General features: G+C 74.5%; 7 protein-coding genes. All 7 read right to left on the bottom strand.

Annotation, left to right across the window (positions count from 1 at the left end):
• Positions 1 to 73 precede the first annotated feature (73 nt).
• The 7 genes from ACP4J3_RS29225 to ACP4J3_RS29195 are packed head-to-tail and all read right to left on the bottom strand — an operon-like array spanning position 74 to position 19,374.
• Positions 74 to 826 (bottom strand): thioesterase II family protein, encoded by a 753-nt coding sequence (locus ACP4J3_RS29225; RefSeq protein ID WP_426539046.1) that lies wholly within the window; start codon positions 824 to 826, stop codon positions 74 to 76.
• Positions 823 to 2,862: a beta-ketoacyl synthase N-terminal-like domain-containing protein gene (locus ACP4J3_RS29220; RefSeq protein WP_426539045.1), complete on the bottom strand. Its 2,040-nt coding sequence runs from the start codon at positions 2,860 to 2,862 to the stop codon at positions 823 to 825. Before ACP4J3_RS29220 ends, ACP4J3_RS29225 begins: the two co-directional genes overlap by 4 nt.
• Positions 2,859 to 6,110 (bottom strand): non-ribosomal peptide synthetase, encoded by a 3,252-nt coding sequence (locus ACP4J3_RS29215; protein ID WP_426539044.1) that lies wholly within the window; start codon positions 6,108 to 6,110, stop codon positions 2,859 to 2,861. The genes ACP4J3_RS29220 and ACP4J3_RS29215 overlap by 4 nt, the downstream gene beginning before the upstream one ends.
• Entirely contained in the window at positions 6,100 to 9,942 is a 3,843-nt protein-coding gene (locus tag ACP4J3_RS29210) for a non-ribosomal peptide synthetase (RefSeq protein ID WP_426539043.1), read from the bottom strand. Before ACP4J3_RS29210 ends, ACP4J3_RS29215 begins: the two co-directional genes overlap by 11 nt.
• A complete protein-coding gene (locus ACP4J3_RS29205) occupies positions 9,942 to 14,774 on the bottom strand; it encodes a condensation domain-containing protein (RefSeq protein ID WP_426539042.1) in 4,833 nt (1,610 codons plus the stop codon). The genes ACP4J3_RS29210 and ACP4J3_RS29205 overlap by 1 nt, the downstream gene beginning before the upstream one ends.
• Positions 14,771 to 15,817, bottom strand: coding sequence for a MupA/Atu3671 family FMN-dependent luciferase-like monooxygenase (locus tag ACP4J3_RS29200; protein ID WP_426539041.1), 1,047 nt, complete (start codon positions 15,815 to 15,817; stop codon positions 14,771 to 14,773). Before ACP4J3_RS29200 ends, ACP4J3_RS29205 begins: the two co-directional genes overlap by 4 nt.
• Positions 15,808 to 19,374: an amino acid adenylation domain-containing protein gene (locus ACP4J3_RS29195; protein WP_426539040.1), complete on the bottom strand. Its 3,567-nt coding sequence runs from the start codon at positions 19,372 to 19,374 to the stop codon at positions 15,808 to 15,810. The genes ACP4J3_RS29200 and ACP4J3_RS29195 overlap by 10 nt, the downstream gene beginning before the upstream one ends.
• Position 19,375: the final 1 nt, after the last annotated feature.

The following is a 19,375-nucleotide window of genomic DNA, read 5'->3' as shown; positions in this document are numbered from 1 at the left end:
GGCATGTCTCCTCGGGTCGTTGAAAGGCAAACATGCCCATTTCAAGTCCGGCACATGCGGAATGAGAAACGCCTCACAGCACCCGCCCCACGACGAACTCGACCAACTCCTCCTTCCTCGGGTTGAGATAGAAGTGGCCGCCCTCGAAGGCCCGGATCTCCAGCCCTTCGGTCGTCACGTCCGCCCACTCCGACAGATCCGCCACCGCGCACGCGGGATCGCGGTCGCCCCCGCACACCGTCACGGGAACGCCCAGCCGGTGCAGGCGAGTCGGCCGGTAGCCGGCCAGGATCGCGAAGTCCGCCCGCAGGGACGGCATGATCACCTCCCGCAGCTCGGGATGCTCGTAGAGCGCCGCGCCCTCGGGATCCAGCAGCCGGACGTAGTCCAGGATCTCCGCGTCGGTCGGGGCCGGGCGCGGGGCCAGCTCCCGGGCCGTGCGGGGCCGGGTCCGGCCCGACACGATCAGCCGGGTGAGGGTGCGGCCGGGGGTCTCCTCCAGCCGGCGGGCCACCTCGTACGCCACCGACGACCCCATGCTGTGGCCGAACAGCGCCAGCGGCAGGTCGCCCGACAGCTCGTGCAGCAGGGCGTTCGTGACCGCGTCCGCCAGTTCCTCCATCGTGGCCGCGCACGGCTCGGACAGCCGGTCCTGGCGGCCGGGGTACTGCACCGACACGACCTCGACCTCCGGCGGCGTCAGCGACGTCCAGGCGTGGAAGGAGTTCGCCGCTCCGCCCGCGTGCGGAAAGCACACCAGGCGGATCTTCGCGCCCGGCGCGCTCACCCCCCTGAGCCAGCGGGTGCGGATCTCGGGGACGGTCACGACTCCGCCTCGAACTCGGCGAGGAGCGCGTCCAGGGCGCCGTCCGCGGCGCCGTTGCGTTTCATCTCCACGATCCGGGCCGTCATCTCTCTCAGGGTGATCGGTTCCAGGAAGAGCTGGATCGGTACGTCGACGCCCACCTCGTCGCGCAGCCGTCCGGCGAGATGAACGGCCGTCAGCGAGTCACCGCCCGCCTCGAAGTACGACCGCTCCAGAGCGGCGGCATCGCCCAGGTCGAGCGCCTCGATCGCCAACGCGGCGACCCTGGCGTCCAGTTCGTCCTCCGGCGCGGGGGACGGGACCTCGGGCGCCGCCGCCGTCGCCGGCCCGCGCAGCGTCAGGGCGCCGTAGCTCTCGCCCGCGAACGGGTACGCCGGGAGCCGCACCCGCCGTACCTCACCGTCGAGGGCCGGCCAGGTCACCTCCTCGCCCCGCAGCCACGCCTCGCCCAGCGGGTCGGTCACCGTGTCCCGGCGGCCCTCGGCCAGTGCGGTGAGCCTGTCCGACGCCTCCCGCGCGTCGGCGGCGACGACGTACGCACGCACGGGCATCCCGACCCGGCCGGTGCGCAGAGTGTGCGCGACATCGGCCAGGCGCAGGGCGTCGTCCGCCTCGCGCAGCCGCCTCGCCAGCCGGTCGGCGACCAGCGCGAGCTGCGACTGCGTGCGCGCCGACAGCGGGAGGACGACCGGATGCGGCGCGGCGCCCGCGCGTGACCGGTGCTCCGGCGCCTCCTGCACCACCACGTGCACATTCGTGCCGCCGATGCCCACCGACGTCACGCCCGCCAGCCGGGGCAGGCCCGGCCTGCCCGGCCACTCCCGAGCCTGGGTCACCAGACGCAGCGGTGAGTCCCGGAGGGCGGCCACCGGGCTGGTGACGTCCACCGTCGGGGCCAGTGTCGCGTGCTCCAGCATCAGGATCGTCTTGATCAGCGCCGCCGCCCCGGCCGCCGCGTCCGCGTGCCCGATGTTCGACTTCACCGAGCCCAGCGCGATCCCGGTGTCCGCACCGGGCGCGAACGCCGCGCTCGCCGCCGCCAGTTCGATCCGGTCCCCCAGCTCCGTCCCGGTCCCGTGCGCCTCCAGGTACTGCGCCGCCGACGGCTCGAGACCCGCCGCCGACCACGCCTCCGTGATCGCCGCGGTCTGCTGGTCCACCCCCGGAGCGGTGAAACCGACCTTGCCGGAACCGTCGTTGGTGACCGCCGTGCCGCGGAGGATCGCACGCACCGGGTCGCCGTCGGCCAGCGCGTCCTGAAGCCGCCGCAGGACCAGTACGCCCACCCCGCTGCCCGGCACCGTGCCGGCGGCCTTCTCGTCGAAGGGGCGGCAGCGGCCGTCGGGGGAGAAGATCCCGCCCTGATAGTGGACGTAGCCCTGCTTGCGCACACTGCCGATGGCCACGCCGCCCGCGAGCGCGGCGTCGCACTCGCCCAGCAGCAGGGCCTGCACGGCGAGATGGACCGCCGTCAGCGAGGTCGAGCAGGCCGTCTGGACCGTCATGCTCGGGCCGTCCAGACCAAGGCGGTAGGAGATCCAGGGCGCCAGGAACTCGCGGTCGGTGAGGATGCGGACCTGAAGATCGCCGATCGACGCGGCGAGCGCGGGGTCGGTGCCGGCGGCCAGGGCGTGTTCGGTCGGGCCGCCGCCCACGTACACGCCGGTGTGCCGCGGCGCGTCCAGCGGGGCGTACCCGGCGTCCTCCAGGGCGGACCAGGCCGTCTCCAGCAGCACCCGGTGCTGGGGGTCGAGGGCCGCGGCCTCGGTGCCGTTGAAGCCGAAGAGGTCCGCCTCGAAGCGGTCCGCGTCGGCGAGCCGGCCCTGGGCGGGGACATACGCCGCACCGCGCACCTCCGCCTCGTCCGCCCCGTCGGCCAGCAGCTCCTTCTCGGTGAAGGTGGAGATGGAGCAGACGCCGTCGCGCAGGTTGGCCCAGTACGCCTCGAGGTCCGGGGCGCCCGGGAACCGTCCGCTCATCCCCACGACGGCCACTGCGGACTCCATGTCCCGCGGTGCTGCTTCCTCGGTCGTCATCGCGTCGTGCCCTTCCTGGAACGGAGCCTGTGCACGGCCGCCCGGCGGTCGCTGCCGCGCCGGGCCGCCTCCTCGTGGGGTGCGCTCTGCTCGGCCGTACGGTCGAGATGGGCCGCCGCGGCGGCGACCGTCGGATGCCGGAACAGGTCGATCAGGGTGAGGTCCCGGTACTCCGGGTGGTCCTGGAGCGCGGCGAGCACGGCCAGCAGCCGTACCGAATTGCCGCCCAGGTCGAAGAAGTTGTCGTGGACGCCGACCCGGTCCAGAGTCAGCACCTGCTGCCAGACCCGGGCCACCCGCCGCTCGGCCTCGGTGCCCGGGGCGGCGTACGACTCGCTCAACTCGGGCCGGACGGACGGCGGTTCGGGCAGCCGGGACCGGTCGATCTTGCCCGAGCGGTTCAGGGGCAGCTCCGGCAGGCGCACGAAGACCTCCGGGACCATGTAGCCGGGGAGGCGGCCGGCCAGGTCGGCGCGCAGCGCCGCGTCCGGGACGTCGGCGGTGGTGACGAGGTACGCCACCAGCCGCTGCTCGGCGCCCTCCCCGCGCACCGCCGCCGCGGCCACCGTGACATCGGGGTGGCCCGCCAGCAGCGCCTCGATCTCCCCCAGCTCGATCCGGTAGCCGCGCAGCTTCACCTGCGAGTCGCCCCGGCCCAGGTAGTGCAGGACGCCGTGCGCGTCGATCCGGCACAGGTCGCCGGTGCGGTACATACGGCTGCCGGGCGGGCCGTACGGGTCGGCGACGAAGCGTTCCGCGGTCATGCCGGGCCGGCCGATGTAGCCGCGGGCCAGGGTGGCGCCGGCGACGTAGAGCTCGCCGGTCACGCCTACCGGGACCGGCCGCAGTCGGGCGTCCAGGACGTGCGCGCGGGAGCCGGGGACGGCATGGCCGATCACCACCGGCTCGCCCGGGCGCAGCTCGGCCGTCGTCGAGTAGACCGTGGCCTCGCTGGGGCCGTACGCGTTGACGATCCGCCGGCCCTCCTCGCCGAGCCGCTCGACCAGCTCGGCCGGGCACGCCTCGCCGCCGACGGCGAGCGTGCGCAGCTCGGGCAGCGCGCCCGGCGCCCGGGGGAGCGTCATCGCGGCGGACGGCGGCAGGAAGACGTACGTGATATGGGAGCCCTTGAGCCGTGCCTGCAGCGCCTCGCCCAGCCGCTCGTCCTCCTGCGCGATGTGCAGCTCCGCGCCCGCGACCCAGGGGAAGAACAGGTCGGACACGGCCACGTCGAAGCCGAACGACACGAACTGCAGGACGCGGTCCTTCTCGGTCACCGGGAACACGGGCCGGACGTTCACCGCGAGGTTGTGCAGGGCTCGGTGCGAGACGGCCACGCCCTTGGGGACGCCGGTGGAGCCGGAGGTGTAGAGGACGTAGGCGAGGTCGTCGGGGGTGCATGGCACCGGTTCCCTCGGAGTTGCCGAGTCCATCTCCTCGTCCACCCGCAGTTCCGGCGTGTCCGTCCCCGCCAGGCCGGTTGTCGCCGACGCCGTCAGCAGCAGCGATGTGCCCGAGTTGGTGACCATGTACGCCAGGCGGGCGGTCGGATGTGCCGGGTCGAGTGGTACGTACGCGGCGCCTGCGCGCAGGACCGCGAGAGCGGCGATTCCCATGTCGGCACCACGGGGCAGTAGCAGGCCGACGCGGTCTCCTCGGCGTATGCCTTGCTTGTGGAGGAGGGCCGCCAAGTGGTCTGCGCGCTCCAGGAGTTCGTGGTACGTCAGACGTAGCTCGCCGTACACCAGGGCCGTCGTGTTCGGTTGGGCGGCGGCCCGGTCCGCGATCAAGTCAGGTACGAGGCGGTCTGCGGGCTCGTTGTGGCTGGTCGCGCCCACGCGGCGGTAGCCGCAAATCGATGACAGCCCCGCGCCCCTTTGGGGCGCGGCCAGTAGCCGCTTCTTTTCATCCGCCGGCAGCATGTCGATGGTCGACAGCGGCGCCTCGGGGTGTTCCAGCAGGCCGTCCACCAACGTCTCGAAGCACCGCACCCACCGCCCCACCGTCTCCGCCTCGAACAGCGCGCTGCGGTAGATCAGATACGCGGCCAGGTCCTCGCCCCACCGCTCCACCTGGAGGTGGAAGTCGAACTTGGCCGTGTCGAGTACCAGGGGGACCCGCTCGACCTCGGCGCCCGCCAGGCGCAGGGTCAGCTCCGTGTCGTCGTCGTAGCCGAACATCACCTGTACGACCGGGTCGTGGCTGGTCTCGCGCGCCGGGGCGACCTCGTTCACCACCGCCTCGAAGGGGGCGTCCTGGTACGGCTGGGAGTCCAGCAGCGCGGTGCGCAGGCGGGTGATCAGGTCGTGGTACGACGGGTCGCCGGACAGGTCGACGCGCAGGGCGAGGGTGTTGGTCAGCATGCCGACCATGTCCTGGAGCTCGGGGCGGTCCCGGCCGGAGACGGGGAAGCCGATCACCAGGTCCTCGGCGCCGGACAGCCGGCTCACGAACGCGGCGTACGCGGCGAACACCGCCATGAACGGCGTACCGCCGCGCGCCCGGGCCGTCTCGGCGATCCGCTCGCGCACCCCGGCCGGCAGTGTGAACCGTTCGGTGCCGCCCGCCGCCGTACGGACCGCCCCGCGCGGCCGGTCCAGCGGCAGCGCGACGGTCTCGGGGGCGCCGCGCAGCCGTTCGGCCCAGTGGGAGACGGAGCGCGCGTACTCCCCGTTCGACTGGCGTTCGCGCTGCCAGGCGGCGAAGTCGCCGAACTGCAAGGGAAGTTCGGGGAGGGGCTGCGCCAGGCCCTTGGTCTCGTTCTCGTAGGCGGCGGACAGCTCGCGCAGCAGTACGCCCAGGGACCAGCCGTCGCAGACCAGATGGTGGGCCACCAGAAGGACACGGTGGCTTCCGTCGTCGAGGGCGTACACCGTGCAGCGCAGCAGTGGGCCGGTCTCCGGGTCGAAGCAGCGGGCCGCCTCGGCGTGCAGCAGGTCGCCCACGTCCTTCGCGGGGACGGCGCGTTCGACCGTCAGCGCGGCGCGTGCCGAGGCCGCCACGATCTGCACGGCGGTACCGTCCGGTGCCGTCCGCACCACCGTGCGCAGCGACTCGTGCCGGGCGACCAGGCTGTCCAGCGCGCGGCCGAACGCGGCCACGTCGAACGGGCCGTGCACGGCGTAGGCGGCGGGCACGTTGTACTGCGCGGTGCCCGGGTTCATCCGGTCCAGGACCAGCAGCCGGCTCTGTGCGTCGGAGGCCGGGAACTCGTACTCCTCGGCCGTGGAGTCTGTTTCAGCGTCCAACGGTTCGTTCCCCCTGTAGTACGTCCTCCACGGCCGCGGCGATCTCGCCGACCGGCCCCGGCGTGAGCACATCGCTGTGCTCGCAGTCCAGTTCGTGTACGTCCACCCCGGCCGCGCAGGACCGCCACGCCGCGCGCTTGTCCGCGGTGCTCGCCTCCGAGGCGCGGGTCGCGGAGAAGAGGGTCACCCGGCCGTCGTACGGTGACGGCTGCCAGGCGCGGGCCATCTCGATGTACCGCTCCATCGCGCCGAGCAGGGTGCCCAGGCGCTGTTCGTCGAGGTCGGCGAGGAGCGCGCTGTGCGCGTGGACGCGGGCGATCACCTCGGCGCGGTCCAGCGGGTCGGGCCCGGCCGGTGCCCCGGGCAGCGCGTTGCGCAGCAGGTTGCCCAGCGCCACCTGCTCCACGACCGCCGCCTCCAGCGGCACCCGCGCCACCACGGGCGGCTTCGGCATCGCGTCCAGCACGGCCACCAGCGCGACCTGTTCACCGGCCGCCCGCAGCCGCACCGCCAGCTCATGGGCGAAGGGCCCGCCGAAGGAGCGGCCCAGCAGCAGATACGGCCCGTGCGGGCGCACCGCCCGGATGCGCGGCAGACAGTCGTCCGCCAGTTCGCCCAGGGCCTTGGGCAGTTGCTCGCCGTGCAGTACCGGTGTCTGGAGCGCGTACACCGGCCGGCCGGGGGCCAGGTGCGGCAGCAGCGCCGCGTAGCCCCAGCCGAGACCCAGCCCCGGGTGCAGACAGAACAGCGGGGGCAGGTCGCCCTCGCGGCGCAGGGCGAGCAGTGGGGCGTACGCGTCCTCGTCCTCGTCGTCGCTGGCCGGCCCGGTGGCGAGGCGGGCGGCGAGCGCGGCCGGGGTCGGCGCCTCGAACAGCGCGGCGGGCGACACCCGGGTCCCGAGTTCCGCCTGGATGCTCGCGGTCAGGCGCAGGGCGAGCAGCGAGTGGCCGCCGTGCGCGAAGAAGTCGGCGTCGGGGCCGATCGCGTCCCTCCCGAGCGCCTGAGCGAACAGCGCGCACAGCCGCTGCTCCCGCCCGGGCCGGGCGATCCGGCCGTGGCCCCGGCCCGCGTGCCCGGGCCCGGGTTCGGGCAGTGCGGCCCGGTCCACCTTGCCGTGCGCGGTCAGCGGTACGGCGTCCAGCGCGGCCCACGCCGACGGCACCAGATGCGCGGGCAGGGTGCGCGCCGCATGCTCCCGTACGAGGTCCAGGTCGCCGCCCACGACATACGCGACGAGCCTCCTGCCGCCGTCCGGCCCGGGCCGCGCGGCGACCACGGCCCGCTCCACGCCGGGGCACGCAGCCAGCGCGGCCTCCACCTCGCCGGGCTCGATCCGGAAGCCGCGCACCTTGACCTGGTCGTCGGACCGGCCCCGGAACTCCAGCTCGCCGCCGGGAAGCCGGCGCACCAGGTCGCCCGTGCGGTACATCCGCGCGCCGGGCGGCCCGTACGGGTCGGCGACGAAGCGCTCGGCGGTCTGCCCCGCACGGTTCAGATAGCCGTGGGCGAGACCGGTGCCGGCGATGTACAACTCGCCCACCGCCCCGGCCGGCACCGGGCGCAGCAGGCGGTCGAGGACATGGGCGCGGGTGTTGTCGAGCGGCCGCCCGACGGGCACGGACGCGCCGACGTCCCCCGTCACCGGGTGGGCCGTGGCGAACACGGTCGTCTCGGTGGGCCCGTAGCCGTTGACCACCCGGGTGCCGGGGCAGTGCTCGCGCACCCGCCGGACCGCCTCGGGCGCGAGCACGTCACCGCCCGCCCACACCTCGCGCACGGTGCCCAGCACCTCGGGTGCGATCTCCGCGACGGTGCGCAGCAGTTCGGCCGTCAGCCACAGGGCCGTGACGCGCGCTTCCGGCAGCAGCCGCCCGAGCAGATCGGGCGTGACGGGTCCGGGCGGGGCGACCACGACCGTGCCGCCGTTCAGCAGGGGCACCCAGGTCTCGTAGGTGGCGGCGTCGAAGGTGTGCGGGCTGTGCAGCAGGACCCGCTGGTGCGCACCGCCCGCGAAGCGGCTGTCGGCGGCCAGCTCCACGACGGCCCGGTGCGGGGTGACGATGCCCTTGGGTTCGCCGGTCGAGCCGGAGGTGTACATCACGTAGGCGGCGGATTCGGCGTGCACGGGCACGGCAGGGGGTGTTGTGGGCTCTGGTCCGCAGGGGTCCAACACCCGTACCCCGGACGGCAACTGTGCGTCCCCGACCGCCACCCTCGCACCGGCCGCCCCCACCAGCGCCGCCAGCCGCCCCGCCGGGGCCGCTGGATCCAGCGGCAGACAGCACGCGCCCGCCTTCAGCACCGCGAGCTGCGCGACGACCATGGACACGGACCGGGCCAGCGGCAGCGCGACGGTGTCACCGGGCCGCACTCCCGCCTCCAGCAGCCGCGCCGCCAGCCCGTCGGAGGCCACGTCGAGATCGCCGTACGTCAGCACCGCACCGCCGGACTCGACGGCCGGCGCGTCCGGCGCACGGGCCACCTGCTCGGCGAAGCGCCCGGGGATGCTCGCGGCGGACATCGGACGCGCCGGGCCCTCGGCGAGGGCGAGCAGGTGCCGCCGCTCCTCCCGGGGGAGGACGTCGAGCCGGTCGGCCGGTGTGCCGTCGGCGCAGGTCAACGCCTCGAAGGCGTGCACCAGACGGGCGCCGACCGCAGCCGCAGGGATGCCCCGGCGGCAGCTCACCCGCAGCAGCATCCGCTCCCCGGCGACGACGGCGATCGTCACCGGGTAGTGCGTCGCGTCCCGCGTCTCGACCAGCTCGACGGCCGGGGCGGCGCTTTCGGGGCGCGGGAAGTTCTCGAAGGCCAGGACCGTGTCGAAGAGTTCGCCCGCCCCGGCCGCCCGCTGCACCTGCGACAGCCGTACGTGGTGATACGGCGCCAGCCGCGACTGCTCCCGCTGCACCCGGGCCAGCAGTTCGTCGACCCCCTCGCCGGGGCGCAGGGCGATCCGCACCGGCAGCGTGTTGATGAACAGCCCCACCATCCGCTCGACGCCGGGCAGATCGTGCGGCCGCCCGGAGACGACCGCGCCGAAGACCAGGTCGTCGGCGCCGGTCAGCCGGGCCAGGACCAGGGCCCAGGCGGTCTGCGCCACGGTGTTGACGGTGACACCGGCGTCCGCCGCACGGCGGGCGATCGACGCCGTCAGCCGGGCGGTCAACTCGATGTCGAGGGTGTCCTCCGGGCCGTCGTCGGCGCCCTCCGGCGCCAGCAGCGCGGGCCGCGTCAGCCCGCTCAGCGCCGCACGCCAGGCGGCCTCCGCGCGCTCCTGGTCCCGGCCCCGCAGCCAGACCAGGTACTGCTTGAACGGCACGGCGGCCGGCAGCTCGGCGTCCCCCGTCGTCAGCGCCTGAAGATCCCGCGCGAGCAACGGCAGCGACCAGCCGTCCAGCAGGATGTGATGGAAGGTCAGCAGCAGCTCGGCGCCCTCGTCGTGCCGGACCAGCGTGGCCCGCACCAGTGGCGGGCGGGCCAGATCGAACCGGCGGCCCCGGTCCTCGACCATGACACGCGCCAGCTCCGCCTCCGTCTCACCCGGTGTCCGCCCGGTGCGGTCGAGCTCCGTCCACGGCGGTTTCACGGCGCGCGGGATCACCTGCACCGGACGGTCGACGTGCGCGTGCCGAAAGCAGGCCCGCAGGTTGGGGTGCCGTTCCAGCAGCGCGGCCACCGCGGCCCGTAACGCCTCGGGCGCCGTGTCCGGGCCGACCCGGAAGCGGGCCTGCACCAGATACGGGTCGGGGCGCTCCGGATCGCGCAGGGCATGGAAGAGCAGGCCCTCCTGGGCGGGGGAGAGCGGCAGCACATCCGCGATACGGCCGCCCATCACTCGTCCCCCTCGCCGTCGAGCCCGAGGTCCAGGTCGTCCTCCAGCAGCGCGAGCTGGTCCGGCGACAGGTCCACCAGCGGGAAGTCGGAGCTGGTGTGGCCGCCCGTGCCGCCGCGGCGGGCGTGCTCGACCAGGACCTCGACCGCCTCGCACCACAGCCGGGCCAGCTCCGCCACCTCGTCCTCGCCGAGCACCCCGCGCGCATACGAGAACCCGGCACTAAGCCCCATCCGCCCGGCGCCCCGCTCCACCACGACCGCGTCCACCTCCACGGCGTGCCCGACCGGCAGCGCCTCGGCGGCCATGCCGAGCAGCTCACCTTCTGCGGTGTCGCCGTCCGAGAACCGGCCCAGGTAGTTGAAGCGCAGGTCGGGCACGGGCAGTGCGGCCAGCTTCGGGGCCGTGTCCGGGTTGAGGTACCGCAGCAGGCCCCAGCCGAGACCGGCCGACGGCACCGCCCGCAACTGCTCCTTGACCTGCTTGAGGGCCTCGCCGGCCGCGTCCCGCGCGGGCTGCCAGAAGTCCGCGCCGAGCGCGTCGCCCGCGTCCAGCCGGACCGGGTACTGGGTGGTGAACCAGCCGACGGTGCGCGAGACGTCGGCCGGCCGGGACAGCCCCTCGCGGCCGTGGCCCTCCAGCTGGACCAGCAGGCCGGTGCCGGTGCCCCGTCGCCGTACCGCCGCCGCGGCCAGCGCGGTCAGCAGTACCGCGTCGGGTCCGCAGTGGAAGGCCTCCGTCACCTCGGCCAGCGCCGCCTCGGTGACCTCGGGCGTCAGCTCGACGGTGAGCACGGCACGGGGCGCTCCGGCACCCCGGCCGCCCGCGATCCGCGCGTCCGGTCCGCTCAGCATCCGCTCCCACCAGGCCGACTGCACATCCGCCAGCTCGGGCCGCACCGCCTCCTCGGCCAGCAGCCGCGCCCAGCCCGCGAACGACGTACCCGACGCCGGCACCGGCTGCTCCCCGGCCGTCCCGGCCGCCAGCTCGGGCCCGATCAGCCGCCAGGACACCCCGTCCACCGCGAGATGATGCACCGTCAGCAACAGCAGCCCCGGCCGCCCGGAGCCCGGATCGAGCCAGGCGGCCCGCAGCATCTCCCCCTTCTCGGGATCGAGCCGCACCGAAGCAGCGCACACGTTCGCCAGTTCGCGCGGATCGGCACCGCCGGGCACCTCGACCCGCTCGACGGTCACGTCGGGAACGGCCTCGGGAATCTCCAGCTCCCCCCCCACCAGCCGCATCCGCAGCACCCCGTGCCGCTCGACCAGCCCACGCACAGCGGCTTCGATACGTGCCGGGCCCACGCCCGGCGCCACCGGGAACACCATCGACTGCGTGAACGCCGCCGCGTCCCCGCCCTGTTCACGCCACCAGCGCATGACCGGCGTGAGCGGGAAACGCCCCGTGCCGGAGTCCGCGCCCAGGTCGGCGACGTCCCGCGCGGTCAGCGCCAGCGCGGCGGGCGTACGGGCCGTGAAGACATCACGCGGCGTGACGCCGAGCCCCGCCCCCGAGGCCCGCCCCGCGAGCTGGATCGCCATGATGCTGTCGCCGCCCAGCCGGAAGAAGTCGTCGTCGGCCCCCACCTTCTCGACACCCAGCACCTCCTCGAACAGGCCGCACAGAGCGACTTCACGCGAGCCCTCCGGAGCCCGCCCACAAGGGCCCGACCCGCCTCCCGGCGCGGGCAGCGCGGCCCGGTCCAGCTTGCCGTTCGGCGCCAGCGGCAGCGCGTCCAGCACCACCACGTCGCCCGGCACCATCGCGGCCGGCAACCGCCCGGCGGCGTACGCCAGCACCGCACCCGGCACCGGCTCGGCGCCCTCGCCACCGACGACGTACGCCACGAGCCGCGGCCGCCCCGGCCGGTCCTCCCGTACGACGGCCACCGCCCGCTCCACCGAGGGATGCCCGGTGAGCACGGCGGTGATCTCACCGGGCTCGATCCGCTGCCCCCGGATCTTCACCTGGTCGTCGGACCGACCCAGGTAGTCGAGTTGCCCGTCGTCCCGCCGACGGGCCAGATCCCCGGTCCGGTACATGCGCTCCCCGGGCGGCCCGTACGGATCGGCGACGAACCGCTCGGCACTAAGCGGGTCCGGGGAAGTAGAGGCACGCCCCCACGCCGCCCGGCACGCACTCTCGCCGCACCGGCCAAAGGTCCTAGTTCCGCTACGAGGACCTTCGTCCGGCACGCCGAGAGCACGCACCGAACGACGCGGGAACGCACCTCTACTTCCCCGGACCCGCTTATCCCCCGCCCGCCCCAGATACCCGTACGCCACACCCGGCCCCGCCAGATACAGCTCACCGCACACCCCCGGCGGCACCGGCCGCAGCCGCTCGTCGAGAACGTACGCACGCGTGCCCGGAAGCGGCGCGCCGATCGGCGGGGGCGTGCCGTCACCGGTCAGCGGACCGGAGACGGTGGCACCGACGGTGTACTCGGTGGGCCCGTACGCGTTGTGGAACCGACGCCCGCCGACGGCCCAGCGCGCCACCAGCTCCGGCGGACACACCTCCGCACCGGCCGCGAGCACCCGCAGCTCCGGGTACTCCCCGGCGGGAACGGTCGCAAGCACGGACGGCGGCACGAGGGCGGCACTGATGCGCCGCCCGGTGAGCACATCACCCAGCTCCTGCCCGACGAGCGGCCCCTCCGGCGCTACGACCAGCGTCCCGCCCGAGCCGAACGCCATGCACATCTCACCCAGCGAGATGTCGAAGGCGGGCGAGCCGAGTTGCAACACCCTGCTGTCCGCGGTCAGCCCCATGGCGTCCACGAAACCCTGAGCGAGGGCGGCAAGCCCAGTGTGCGGAACGACAACGCCCTTGGGACGCCCGGTGGAGCCAGAGGTGTGTATGACGTACGCGGAGGTGAGCGCCCCATAGGGGCGCGGGGAACTGCGCGACCAGCCACGACGGCGCGGCAGACGATCGACAACATTTCCCGACAATTGCAGTGAATCGTTCAACGTGAGCGTCGGCACATCCACATCGACCGGCACCCCCCGCTCACCCACAACCACCAACACGGGCCCCACATCCGCCAAGGCCATCGAAACCCGCTCCGCCGGATAGTCGGGGTCGACAGGCAAGTACGCGGCACCGGCCCGCTGCACCGCCAGCAGCGCGAGCGTCATCGCGGCGGTACGACCCAACGCGAGGGCCACGACCTCACCGGGCCCCGCCCCGTACTCGGCGAAAACCTCAGCCAATTCATCGACCCGCTCGTCAAGTTCGGCGTAGGTCAGCAACAGCGCCCCGGCCCTCGACTCCAGCGCAGGCGCATCAGGCGTGCGTGCCGCCTGCCGGGCGACCAATTCAGGCAACGCCAGCGGATCGGGCGCGGGCCCCCCGGCGCTGAGCTCCACCACCCGGCGCCGGTCCGCCTCGGGCACCAGCCCCACCTCGGCCAGCGGCACCTCCGGCTCCGCGGTGAAGCGCCGCAGCAGCTCCAGGTACGCGTCCGTCCAGTGCCGCACGGCGTCCTCGTCGAAGAGGGCCGTACGGATCTCGAAGCTGCCGTCCATCGCCCCGTCGTCGGCGTCCCGGACGATGCCCACCAGGTCGTGCTCGCCGCCCGTGTGGATCCGCTCGGGCTCGCTGAACTCCCGCAGCGCGGCCACGCTGCGCTGCTGGGTGAGGTGCATGAACACCCACTGGAACAGCGGGGAGCGCCCGGCGCTGCGGTCCGGCGCGACCGCCGAGACGATCCGCCCCACCGGCACGTCGGCGTTGGCCATCAGCTCGGGGAAGTCGGCCGCGAACCTCGCCAGTACGTCGGCGAAGGAGTCCCCGGGCCGGATCCGCCAGCGGGTCGGGATGGCGTTCATGACGTACCCGATGACCCGCTCCAGGCCCTTGGCGGCCCGGTTGGCCGTCGGGGTGCCGAGCACCATGTCGTCGGCGCCGGTGAGGCGGTGCGCCAGGACCGCGAAGGCCGCCATCAGGACGACGTACACGGACGCGCCGCGTTCGCGGGCCAGCGCCCGTACGGCCCGGGCCGTGTCCGCGTCGACGCGGAACGGGATCTGGGCGATCTCCTCCGAGGACCCCGCGCGGGACCCGGGCACGGTGAGCGGCCCCGGCGGCTCGGCGAGGTAGCGGCGCCAGAACGCCAGCCGCGCCTCGAAGACCCCGGCCTCCTCCAACTCGCCCTGCCAGGAGGCGAAGTCGGCGTATTGGACAGAGGGCCGGGTCAGAGCAGTCCCCGCCGTACCCGAGCGCAGCGCCCCGTGGGCCTCGGCGAACTCGGCCTGGAGCACGTCGAAGGACCACCAGTCGGCGATGACGTGGTGCAGGCTCAGCATCAGCGTGGTCCGCCGGTCGTCGACCGTGACGAACCGGCCCCGCATCAGCGGCTCACCGGCCAGGTCGAAGGGGCGGCGCCGGAACGTCTCGAAGGCCTCGGCGATGGTGGTGCCGGTGCCGCGCAGGTCCTCCCGCTCCAGCCGGAAGCGCTCCTCGGCCGGGAAGGTGACGCTCAGCGCACCCGGCTCGCCGCCGATGCGGGCCCGCAGGATGTCGTGGTGCGCCCGGACCAGCGTCAGCGCCGTCTCCAGCCGGCCCGCGTCCACGGGGTCGTCGAAGTGGTAGGCACAGCACAGGTTGAGCGCCGGAGTGCCGGGATACAGCGACTCGTACACCCACAGGTCCTCCTGCGCCGGACTGAGCCGCACCGGCCCGTCCCCGTCGCGCGGCGGCACCACCGCCGGGATCAGCCCCGCCTGCCCGGACTCCACCAGCCGCCGCATCAGCCGGACGCGCTGCTCGCCGCTGAGCGCACTGAAACGGTCCGCCATCGATGCGCCCGAAGGGCCGCTCACGCCACATCCTCCCGGAGTTCGGCCAGCCGGTGCAGCCCGGCCAGCACCTCGTCGCGGCCGAGGCCGAAGTCCACGAAGCACGCGACCTCGTCACAGCCCAGCTCGCGCAGATCGGCGAGCATCTTCCGGCAGGTCTCGGCGGAGCCGAGCAGACTGCCCCAGGTCAGATAGCGGTGGAAGGCGAACTCGGCGAGCAGCGCGGTCTGCCCATCGGTCAGTTCCGCCGTGGCCTTGTCGGCCGTGCGGTTCGCCGTGGTCTGCCGTACGTACGACCGCAGATACCGCTTCAGCGGCGGGGCCGTCAGCCGCCGCGCCTCCTCGTCGTCCGCGCCGACGAACGTGTGCGCCATCAGCGTCACCCGGCCGTGCGCGTCGGTGCCGCCCTGCTCGGGCGCGGCGGCGCAGGCGGCCCGGTACCGGCCGATCTTCTCGGCCAGCTCCTCCCGGCTCTGCCCGACCGTCGCCCCCAGCACCCCGGTGCGCAGACTTCCGGCCGCCTCCCAGGTCGCGGGGTTGCCGGAGGTGGTCAGCCACAGGGGGAGCGTGTCCTGCACGGGGCGGGGCTGCGGCAGGACGGCGACCGAGGCGCCGGTGCCGTCGGTGAACTCGGCCGCCTCGCCCGCCCACAGCCGGCGCAGCAGTGGGATGTCCCGCAGGGTCCGCTCGCGGCGGTCCTCGTAGTGGCCGGGGGCCAGTACGAAGTCGGCGGAGTGCCAGCCCGTCGCCGCCGACAGGCCGATCCGGCCGTGCGAGAGGTTGTCGACGACCGCCCAGTCCTCCGCGATCCGCAGCGGATGGTGCAGCGGCAGGATCACGCTGCCCGCCCGGATGTTGATCCGCTCGGTGGCCACCGCGAGCGCCGCGCTGAGCACCGGCGGGCTGGGGAAGACCTGGCCCACCTGCTGGAAGTGCCGCTCGGGCGTCCAGATCGCGTGGAAGCCGAGCCGGTCCGCGGTCCGGGCCACGGTGAGGATGTCGTCGTAGGCCTCGCTGTGCCGTGTCGCGGGGCTGTCGGCGCCGAAGAACATCACGCTCAGGTCCATGGCACCTCCTTCTGGCTCGTTTCGGTACGGCCGTCGCGGCCGGGCTGCCGGGGAACGCGCGGCCGTCGCGGGATGGGCGCCGGTGCCGCGGGCGCCTCGGCCGGTGCCCGCTCCAGCTCGGCGGCGAGAGCGGCGACGGTGGGCGAAGTGAACAACTGGGCCGCGGTGACCGTGCGCCCGGCGCCGGTGAGACGGGCGGCGACCCGCACCGCGCGCAGGGAGTTGCCGCCGAGCTGGAAGAAGTCGTCGTGCGGGCCGACGCCGTCGACGCCGAGCACGTCGGACCAGACGGCGGCGATCTCCCGGTGCAGGGCGGAGCCCGCCGGGGTGCCGGTGGCGACGGCGGGGGTGCGGACCATGTCACGGTCCGCGTCCGCACGCCGGGGAGGCTCGGGCAGCGGCAGCCGGGACAGCGGCCGGTCCGGCTCGGCGGCCGCCGCGCGCAGCGCCTCGACGACCGCGTCCGCCAGCCACTGGACGAACTCCGGCTCCAGACACGAGGTCCGGTACTCGAAGACCAGCGTCATGCCGTCCGGCGCCCCCGCCGGAGAGTGCTCGTCCGTCACGTCGACCAGCAGCTCGAACCGCGCGGTGCCGGTGCGCAACGGCTCCACCCGGGCCTCGGCACCGGGCAGGTCCACCGCGGCGCGGGCGTTGTTCTGCAACGCCAGCACCACCTCGGTGAACGGCTGCCGCCCCGGCGGCCGTACGGGATTGAGCGCGTCCACGACCTGCTCGAACGGCACGTCCTGGTGAACGAAGGCGTTCAGCGCCGTCTCCCGCGTGCGGGCGAGCAGCTGCCGGGCGGTGGGGTCGCCGGAGGCGTCGGTGCGCAGCACCAGCATGTTGACGAAGAACCCGACGACGTCGTCCACCGTGCCGTCGTGCCCGCGCCCGGCGATCGGCGACCCGACCGCCAGATCGTCGCCGGCGCCCGCGTGGCGCAGGGCCGTGGCGAGTGCGGCGTGCAGCGCCATGAACAGCGTCGCGCCCTCCGCCCGCGCCACCTCGACGATCCGCCGGTGCGCCGCCGCGTCCAGCCGCCGTACGACGGTGGCGGCGTCCCGGCCCGGCACGGCGGGGCGTCCCGGGCGGCGGGGGAGCAGCGGCCCGCCGGGCGGGAGACCGGCCAGGGCCTTGCGCCAGAAGTCGAGCTGGGCCGCCGCGAGCGACCCCGGCGCGTGCGCCGAGCCCAGCCGCTCCGCCTGCCGGTGCGCGAAGCCGCCGTACGGGACGGGCAGCGAGGTCAGCTCGGGCTCGGTGCCTGAGGCCCGGGCGGCGTAGGCGCGCGACAGGTCCCGGAACAGCGGGGGCAGCGACCAGCCGTCGCCCGCGATGTGGTGCAGCACGAGCAGGAGGGCATGCTCGCCCGGCCGGTCCCGGACGCTGAACAGCACGGCGTGCAGGGGGAGTTCGGCGGCGAGGTCGAAGCGATGCCGGGCGGCCTCGGCGACGGCCTCCGCCAACTCACCGGCACCGACCTCGACTTGCCTGAGCCGGGGCCGGGCCGCGTCGCCGTCCAGCACCCGCTGCGCCGGCTCACCGTCGCGCTCCTCGAAGACCGTGCGCAGCACCGTCTGCCGGGCGGCCACGTCCGCGAGGGCCGCCCGAAGCGCCTCGGCGTCGATCTCGCCGCGCAGCCGCACCAGCACCGGGAGGGTGTAGGCGGTACCGGCGTCGACCCGGTCGAGGAACCAGAGGCGGCGCTGGGCGTACGACAGGGGAAGCGAGCCCCCGTCTGGTCTGTCCGGTCTGTCCGGTCGCGGGGCGGGCCCGGCGGCCGGTTCGTCCCGCTCCGCCTTCTCCACGTGCGGCACCAGCGCCGCCGGCGTCCGGCACTCGAACAGCGTCCGTACGCCGACCGGGGCGCCCAGCGTCAACCGGATCCGGCCCAGCAGCCGGGCCACCATCAGCGAGTTGCCGCCGAGGTCGAAGAAGTCGTCCTCGGGACCGACCGACGCCACCCCCAGCACCTCGGAGAACAGCCCGCACAGCGCCCGCTCGACCTCGCCCGACGGCTCCCGTGCGGACGCCGAGGCGAGCGAGCCGGTGATCGGGCCGGGCTCCGGCAGGGCGGCGCGGTCCAGCTTGCCGTTGGGGGTGAGGGGCAGGGCGTCCAGGAGCACGAAGGCGGCCGGGACCAGATAGTCGGCCAGCACGCGGGCGGCGTGCTCGCGTAACTCGCCCTCGGACACCTGCGGATCACGTGGGACGACGTACGCGACGAGCCGCTTGTCACCCGTGGCGTCGGGACGGGCGACCACGGCGGCCCGGACGACCCCCGGATGTCCGGCCAGGACCGTCTCCACCTCGCCGGGCTCCACCCGGAATCCGCGGATCTTGACCTGGTCGTCGGCCCGCCCGAGATATTCCAGCACCCCGTCGGCCCGGCGCCGCACCAGGTCCCCCGTGCGGTACATCGGCTCACCGCCGGGCCCGTAAGGGTCGGCCACGAACCGCTCGGCGGTCAGCCCGGGCCGGCCGCAGTAGCCGAGCGCGACACCCGCCCCGGCGGCGTACAGCTCACCGCTCTCCCCGTCCGCCACGGGCCGCAGCCCCTCGTCGAGCACCCGCAGCCGCTTGCCGTCGAGCGGGCGCCCGATCGGCACCGGCCTTCCGTCCCGCACCTCCTCGGCGGTGACCGGATGGACGGTCAGGAAGACCATGCCCTCGACCGGGCCGTAGCCGTTGCTCAGTCGCAGCCCGGGGTGGCGTTCCAGGGCGCGGGCGGCGTGCGCGGGCGACATCGGCTCGCCGCCGACGATCAGCTCGCGCACTCCGGCGAGGGCGCCCGGGTACTCGTCGACGATCACATGGAACAGGGAGGCGGAGACGTAGAGGGAGGTGACGGCGTGCCGCTCGACCAGGCCGGCCATCACCACCGGGTCGGGGCGCTGCCCGGGATGCAGCACGCACCGGCCGCCGCCCAGCAGCGGACCCCACAGCTCCAGCGCGAAGGCGTCCCAGGACACCGGGGAGCACTGCAACCACACCGCGCCGGCCCCGAAGGAGGCGAAGTCCTGCCCGGTCAGCGTCCCGGTGATCGCGGCGTGGGAGGCGACGATGCCCTTCGGGCGGCCGGTGGAGCCGGAGGTGAACATGACGCAGGCGGGGTCGTGCGGCCGTACGGCCACGGACCCGGCTTCAAGCGGTTCGGAGTGCTCGGCGTCCTCCACCGCCACCGACTCGACGGAGGGCAGCGGCTGCTCGCACCCCCGCCGGGTCACGACCACCGCGACCCGCGCGTCGGCCGCCATCCCGCGCAGCCGCCGCGCCGGGAAGTCCGGGTCGAGCACCACATAGCCGGCGCCGGCCTTGAGCGTGCCCAGCAGCGCCACCACCATCTCGGCGGACCGCTCCACATGCACACCCACCAGAGCCCCCGGCCGCACGCCACGCCGCCGCAGCAGCGTGGCCAACCGGGCCGCGCGGGCGTCGAGTTCGCCGTAGCTCAGCCGCTCGTCGCCGCAGACCAGCGCGGTGGCCGCCGGTGTCCGCCGGGCCTGTTCCGCGAAGAGTTCGTGTACGCCGTGCGATGCCGCCCCCGTCGCCCCCATC

It is taken from the genome of Streptomyces sp. UG1 (assembly GCF_049974585.1).
Classification (GTDB): domain Bacteria; phylum Actinomycetota; class Actinomycetes; order Streptomycetales; family Streptomycetaceae; genus Streptomyces.
The sequence above is the reverse complement of the archived record's forward strand: the minus strand, read 5'-3'. Positions and strand labels throughout refer to the sequence as shown.

Coding starts and splice junctions, on each gene's coding strand:
- ACP4J3_RS29195 (WP_426539040.1), bottom strand. CDS start 19,374: ATGGGGGCGACGGGGGCGGCATCGCACGGCGTACACGAACTCTTCGCG.
- ACP4J3_RS29200 (WP_426539041.1), bottom strand. CDS start 15,817: ATGGACCTGAGCGTGATGTTCTTCGGCGCCGACAGCCCCGCGACACGG.
- ACP4J3_RS29210 (WP_426539043.1), bottom strand. CDS start 9,942: ATGGGCGGCCGTATCGCGGATGTGCTGCCGCTCTCCCCCGCCCAGGAG.
- ACP4J3_RS29220 (WP_426539045.1), bottom strand. CDS start 2,862: ATGACGACCGAGGAAGCAGCACCGCGGGACATGGAGTCCGCAGTGGCC.